The following is a 4,904-nucleotide window of genomic DNA, read 5'->3' as shown; positions in this document are numbered from 1 at the left end:
GTCAGTTGTGTATAAGAGACGGCCCTGGTCCCGGGCCCGTTCCACCGCCCCCCGTACCGCCGTTACCGGTTTCCGGCCGGGACCCGGCGTGGGATAGGCTCTCTCCCGGTAGCGTGTCCGAGCGGCCTAAGGAGCTCGCCTCGAAAGCGAGTGTGGGGGCAACTCCACCGAGGGTTCAAATCCCTCCGCTACCGCTCGGCACCACCGTGAAGGGGCCGGTCCTCCGTGGACCGGCCCCTTCGCCGTGTCCGGACCCGGCCGCGGCGCCCGTGGTTCAATGACGCGAACGGACCAGGACGGAGCAGGACGGACCGGGGAGGCGGTGGCCCATGACGGCGGCGCAGGCGCGGAAGGTCGCGCTCTACCTCCTCACCGTGCTCGTGCTCTGGGCGGTCATCAGCCACCCCGCCCGGTCCACCGAGTTCGTCGGACTCGGGTTCGAGGCCGTCTCCGGGGCCGTGGACGGGGTCGGAGACCTCCTCACGGGCCGCTGAACGACCCGCTGACCGGCCGTTGATCAACACGTAGTTGCCCGGTGCTTGCGCATAGTGGATATGTCTTGTGATGCTATGACTGCTTTTGCCCGGTGTGACGGCCGTGAAGGGGTGGTCGGCAGGTGGCGGCGACGCAGAGCCCGGGTACCCAGGCCCGCGCGCTCACGCAATCCCTGTTCGAACAGCTCGCCGGCTGCGAGACGGGGACCGCCGAGCACGCCCGGATCCGCGGCGCCCTGATCGAGGCGAACCTGCCCCTGGTCCGCTATGTGGCCGTCCGCTTCCGCGGCAGGAACGAGCCGATGGAGGACATCGTCCAGGTCGGCACCATCGGGCTCATCCACGCGATCGACCGCTTCGACTGCGAGCGCGGAGTGCAGTTCCCCACGTTCGCGATGCCCACGATCGTCGGCGAGATCCGCCGGTACTTCCGGGACAGCGTCCGCAGCGTCCACGTGCCGCGGCGGCTGCACGAGCTGTGGGCGCAGGTGCGCGTCGCGGCCGAGGAGCTGACGGTGGCGCGCGGGCGGCGGCCGACCACGGGCGAGATCGCCGAGCGGCTGCGGATCCCGGAGGAGGACGTGCTGGCCAGCCTCGACGCGGGCCGCGCCTACCGGGTCGCGTCGCTGGAGGCGGCGGACGACCGGGACGAGGGCGCGCCGGGGCTGATCGACCGCCTCGGCTACGAGGACCCGGAGCTGGCGGGCGTGGAGCACCGCGCGCTGGTGCGGCACCTGCTGGTCCAACTCCCGGAGCGGGAACGGCGGATCCTGCTGATGCGTTACTACCGGAACCTGACGCAGTCCCAGATCAGTGCCGAGCTGGGTGTTTCGCAGATGCACATCTCCCGGCTGCTGACCCGGAGCTTCTCCCGGCTGCGCTCCGCAAATCCGATCGACGCCTAAGGCGCACGAGGGACACGATCTCGGGAACTCCCCCACCAGCTCTGCCGTTTTATCGACATGAAGCTACGTCGCGTTGATGACATGTGACATTCTGTTGGAACCGCGTTTGCCGTGGCGGCGAGACCGGTATCCACGAGAGGGCGCCTTCTCGTCGGATGGCACATCCGTCAGCGCGCCGCCGCGACCCGTCCACGACCTCAAGGGGGTGGCATGTCCGTAGAACTGGGCAGCTCCAAGGTGCTCACCGCTAACGGCACGCCGCACGTTCCCGCGCCGCACGTACCCTCGTTGCCGCACGAAGCTCCCGCGGAGACCGACAACCTCGACACCCGCACCCTCTCCCGCTCGCTGTTCCAGCGGCTGGCCACGCTCGACGCGGACAGCCCCGAACGCGGGTACGTGCGGGACACCCTGATCGAGCTCAACCTGCCGTTGGTGCGCTACGCAGCCGCCCGGTTCCGCAGCCGGAACGAGCCGATGGAGGACATCGTCCAAGTCGGCACGATCGGTCTGATCAAGGCCATCGACCGCTTCGACTGCGAACGGGGCGTGGAGTTCCCCACGTTCGCGATGCCGACGGTGGTCGGCGAGATCAAGCGGTTCTTCCGCGACACCTCGTGGTCGGTGCGCGTCCCGCGCCGGCTCCAGGAGTTGAGGCTCGCGCTCACCAAGGCGAGCGACGAGTTGTCCCAGCGGCTCGACCGCTCCCCGACCGTTCCCGAGCTCGCCGTCTGTCTGGGCGTCTCCGAGGACGAGGTCGTCGACGGCCTCGCCGTGGGGAACGCGTACACGGCCAGCTCGCTGGACTCGCCCTCCCCCGAGGAGGACGGCGGCGAGGGCTCGCTCGCCGACCGCCTGGGGTACGAGGACAGCGCCCTGGAGGGCGTGGAGTACCGCGAGTCGCTCAAGCCGCTGCTCGCCCGGCTGCCCGCCCGCGAGCGCCGGATCATCATGCTCCGCTTCTTCGGGAACATGACGCAGTCCCAGATCGGCGAGGAGGTCGGCATCTCGCAGATGCACGTCTCCCGCCTGCTGACGCGTACGCTCGCGCAGCTGCGCGAGCGTACGCGTCAGCAGGCGGGAGACGTGCATCTGCGAGATGCCGACCTCCTCGCCGATCTGGGACTGCGTCATGTTCCCGAAGAAGCGGAGCATGATGATCCGGCGCTCGCGGGCGGGCAGCCGGGCGAGCAGCGGCTTGAGCGACTCGCGGTACTCCACGCCCTCCAGGGCGCTGTCCTCGTACCCCAGGCGGTCGGCGAGCGAGCCCTCGCCGCCGTCCTCCTCGGGGGAGGGCGAGTCCAGCGAGCTGGCCGTGTACGCGTTCCCCACGGCGAGGCCGTCGACGACCTCGTCCTCGGAGACGCCCAGACAGACGGCGAGCTCGGGAACGGTCGGGGAGCGGTCGAGCCGCTGGGACAACTCGTCGCTCGCCTTGGTGAGCGCGAGCCTCAACTCCTGGAGCCGGCGCGGGACGCGCACCGACCACGAGGTGTCGCGGAAGAACCGCTTGATCTCGCCGACCACCGTCGGCATCGCGAACGTGGGGAACTCCACGCCCCGTTCGCAGTCGAAGCGGTCGATGGCCTTGATCAGACCGATCGTGCCGACTTGGACGATGTCCTCCATCGGCTCGTTCCGGCTGCGGAACCGGGCGGCTGCGTAGCGCACCAACGGCAGGTTGAGCTCGATCAGGGTGTCCCGCACGTACCCGCGTTCGGGGCTGTCCGCGTCGAGCGTGGCCAGCCGCTGGAACAGCGAGCGGGAGAGGGTGCGGGTGTCGAGGTTGTCGGTCTCCGCGGGAGCTTCGTGCGGCAACGAGGGTACGTGCGGCGCGGGAACGTGCGGCGTGCCGTTAGCGGTGAGCACCTTGGAGCTGCCCAGTTCTACGGACATGCCACCCCCTTGAGGTCGTGGACGGGTCGCGGCGGCGCGCTGACGGATGTGCCATCCGACGAGAAGGCGCCCTCTCGTGGATACCGGTCTCGCCGCCACGGCAAACGCGGTTCCAACAGAATGTCACATGTCATCAACGCGACGTAGCTTCATGTCGATAAAACGGCAGAGCTGGTGGGGGAGTTCCCGAGATCGTGTCCCTCGTGCGCCTTAGGCGTCGATCGGATTTGCGGAGCGCAGCCGGGAGAAGCTCCGGGTCAGCAGCCGGGAGATGTGCATCTGCGAAACACCCAGCTCGGCACTGATCTGGGACTGCGTCAGGTTCCGGTAGTAACGCATCAGCAGGATCCGCCGTTCCCGCTCCGGGAGTTGGACCAGCAGGTGCCGCACCAGCGCGCGGTGCTCCACGCCCGCCAGCTCCGGGTCCTCGTAGCCGAGGCGGTCGATCAGCCCCGGCGCGCCCTCGTCCCGGTCGTCCGCCGCCTCCAGCGACGCGACCCGGTAGGCGCGGCCCGCGTCGAGGCTGGCCAGCACGTCCTCCTCCGGGATCCGCAGCCGCTCGGCGATCTCGCCCGTGGTCGGCCGCCGCCCGCGCGCCACCGTCAGCTCCTCGGCCGCGACGCGCACCTGCGCCCACAGCTCGTGCAGCCGCCGCGGCACGTGGACGCTGCGGACGCTGTCCCGGAAGTACCGGCGGATCTCGCCGACGATCGTGGGCATCGCGAACGTGGGGAACTGCACTCCGCGCTCGCAGTCGAAGCGGTCGATCGCGTGGATGAGCCCGATGGTGCCGACCTGGACGATGTCCTCCATCGGCTCGTTCCTGCCGCGGAAGCGGACGGCCACATAGCGGACCAGGGGCAGGTTCGCCTCGATCAGGGCGCCGCGGATCCGGGCGTGCTCGGCGGTCCCCGTCTCGCAGCCGGCGAGCTGTTCGAACAGGGATTGCGTGAGCGCGCGGGCCTGGGTACCCGGGCTCTGCGTCGCCGCCACCTGCCGACCACCCCTTCACGGCCGTCACACCGGGCAAAAGCAGTCATAGCATCACAAGACATATCCACTATGCGCAAGCACCGGGCAACTACGTGTTGATCAACGGCCGGTCAGCGGGTCGTTCAGCGGCCCGTGAGGAGGTCTCCGACCCCGTCCACGGCCCCGGAGACGGCCTCGAACCCGAGTCCGACGAACTCGGTGGACCGGGCGGGGTGGCTGATGACCGCCCAGAGCACGAGCACGGTGAGGAGGTAGAGCGCGACCTTCCGCGCCTGCGCCGCCGTCATGGGCCACCGCCTCCCCGGTCCGTCCTGCTCCGTCCTGGTCCGTTCGCGTCATTGAACCACGGGCGCCGCGGCCGGGTCCGGACACGGCGAAGGGGCCGGTCCACGGAGGACCGGCCCCTTCACGGTGGTGCCGAGCGGTAGCGGAGGGATTTGAACCCTCGGTGGAGTTGCCCCCACACTCGCTTTCGAGGCGAGCTCCTTAGGCCGCTCGGACACGCTACCGGGAGAGAGCCTATCCCACGCCGGGTCCCGGCCGGAAACCGGTAACGGCGGTACGGGGGGCGGTGAAGCGGGCCCGGGATCAGGGGCGTCTCTTATACACAACTGAC

The 4,904-nt window shown here is 69.6% G+C and carries 4 protein-coding genes, 2 tRNA genes and 2 pseudogenes; 4 read left to right on the top strand and 4 right to left on the bottom strand.

Features of this window, described 5'->3' with window-relative positions; genetic code table 11:
- The first annotated feature begins 107 nt into the window (after positions 1 to 107).
- From ADY01_RS32775 to ADY01_RS37675, 4 genes and pseudogenes are all read left to right on the top strand, one after another.
- Positions 108 to 194, top strand: a tRNA-Ser gene (locus ADY01_RS32775).
- Between the two features lie 135 nt (positions 195 to 329).
- Positions 330 to 494: a hypothetical protein gene (locus ADY01_RS40075; RefSeq protein ID WP_199826367.1), complete on the top strand. Its 165-nt coding sequence runs from the start codon at positions 330 to 332 to the stop codon at positions 492 to 494.
- A 122-nt stretch (positions 495 to 616) separates the two neighbouring features.
- On the top strand, positions 617 to 1,399 hold the full coding sequence (locus tag ADY01_RS32770) for an RNA polymerase sigma factor SigF (protein WP_049580383.1): 783 nt from the start codon (positions 617 to 619) through the stop codon (positions 1,397 to 1,399).
- 210 nt (positions 1,400 to 1,609) lie between these two features.
- Positions 1,610 to 2,404, top strand: a pseudogene (locus ADY01_RS37675) (RNA polymerase sigma factor SigF); the annotation flags it as partial.
- A gap of 96 nt (positions 2,405 to 2,500) precedes the next feature.
- Here the strand turns inward: ADY01_RS37675 and ADY01_RS32765 are convergent.
- From ADY01_RS32765 to ADY01_RS32755, 4 genes and pseudogenes are all read right to left on the bottom strand, one after another.
- Positions 2,501 to 3,295: pseudogene (locus ADY01_RS32765) on the bottom strand (RNA polymerase sigma factor SigF); the annotation flags it as partial.
- A 210-nt stretch (positions 3,296 to 3,505) separates the two neighbouring features.
- A complete protein-coding gene (locus ADY01_RS32760; RefSeq protein WP_049580383.1) occupies positions 3,506 to 4,288 on the bottom strand; it encodes an RNA polymerase sigma factor SigF in 783 nt (260 codons plus the stop codon).
- A 122-nt stretch (positions 4,289 to 4,410) separates the two neighbouring features.
- On the bottom strand, positions 4,411 to 4,575 hold the full coding sequence (locus tag ADY01_RS40070; RefSeq protein WP_199826367.1) for a hypothetical protein: 165 nt from the start codon (positions 4,573 to 4,575) through the stop codon (positions 4,411 to 4,413).
- Positions 4,576 to 4,710: 135 nt separating this feature from the next.
- Positions 4,711 to 4,797 (bottom strand) — tRNA-Ser (locus ADY01_RS32755).
- Between the last annotated feature and the right edge of the window lie 107 nt (positions 4,798 to 4,904).

This window comes from Streptomyces sp. SBT349, from assembly GCF_001083795.1.
In the GTDB taxonomy this organism is placed as follows: domain Bacteria; phylum Actinomycetota; class Actinomycetes; order Streptomycetales; family Streptomycetaceae; genus Streptomyces.
The sequence above is the reverse complement of the archived record's forward strand: the minus strand, read 5'-3'. Positions and strand labels throughout refer to the sequence as shown.

Coding starts and splice junctions, on each gene's coding strand:
- ADY01_RS40070 (WP_199826367.1), bottom strand. CDS start 4,575: ATGACGGCGGCGCAGGCGCGGAAGGTCGCGCTCTACCTCCTCACCGTG.
- ADY01_RS40075 (WP_199826367.1), top strand. CDS start 330: ATGACGGCGGCGCAGGCGCGGAAGGTCGCGCTCTACCTCCTCACCGTG.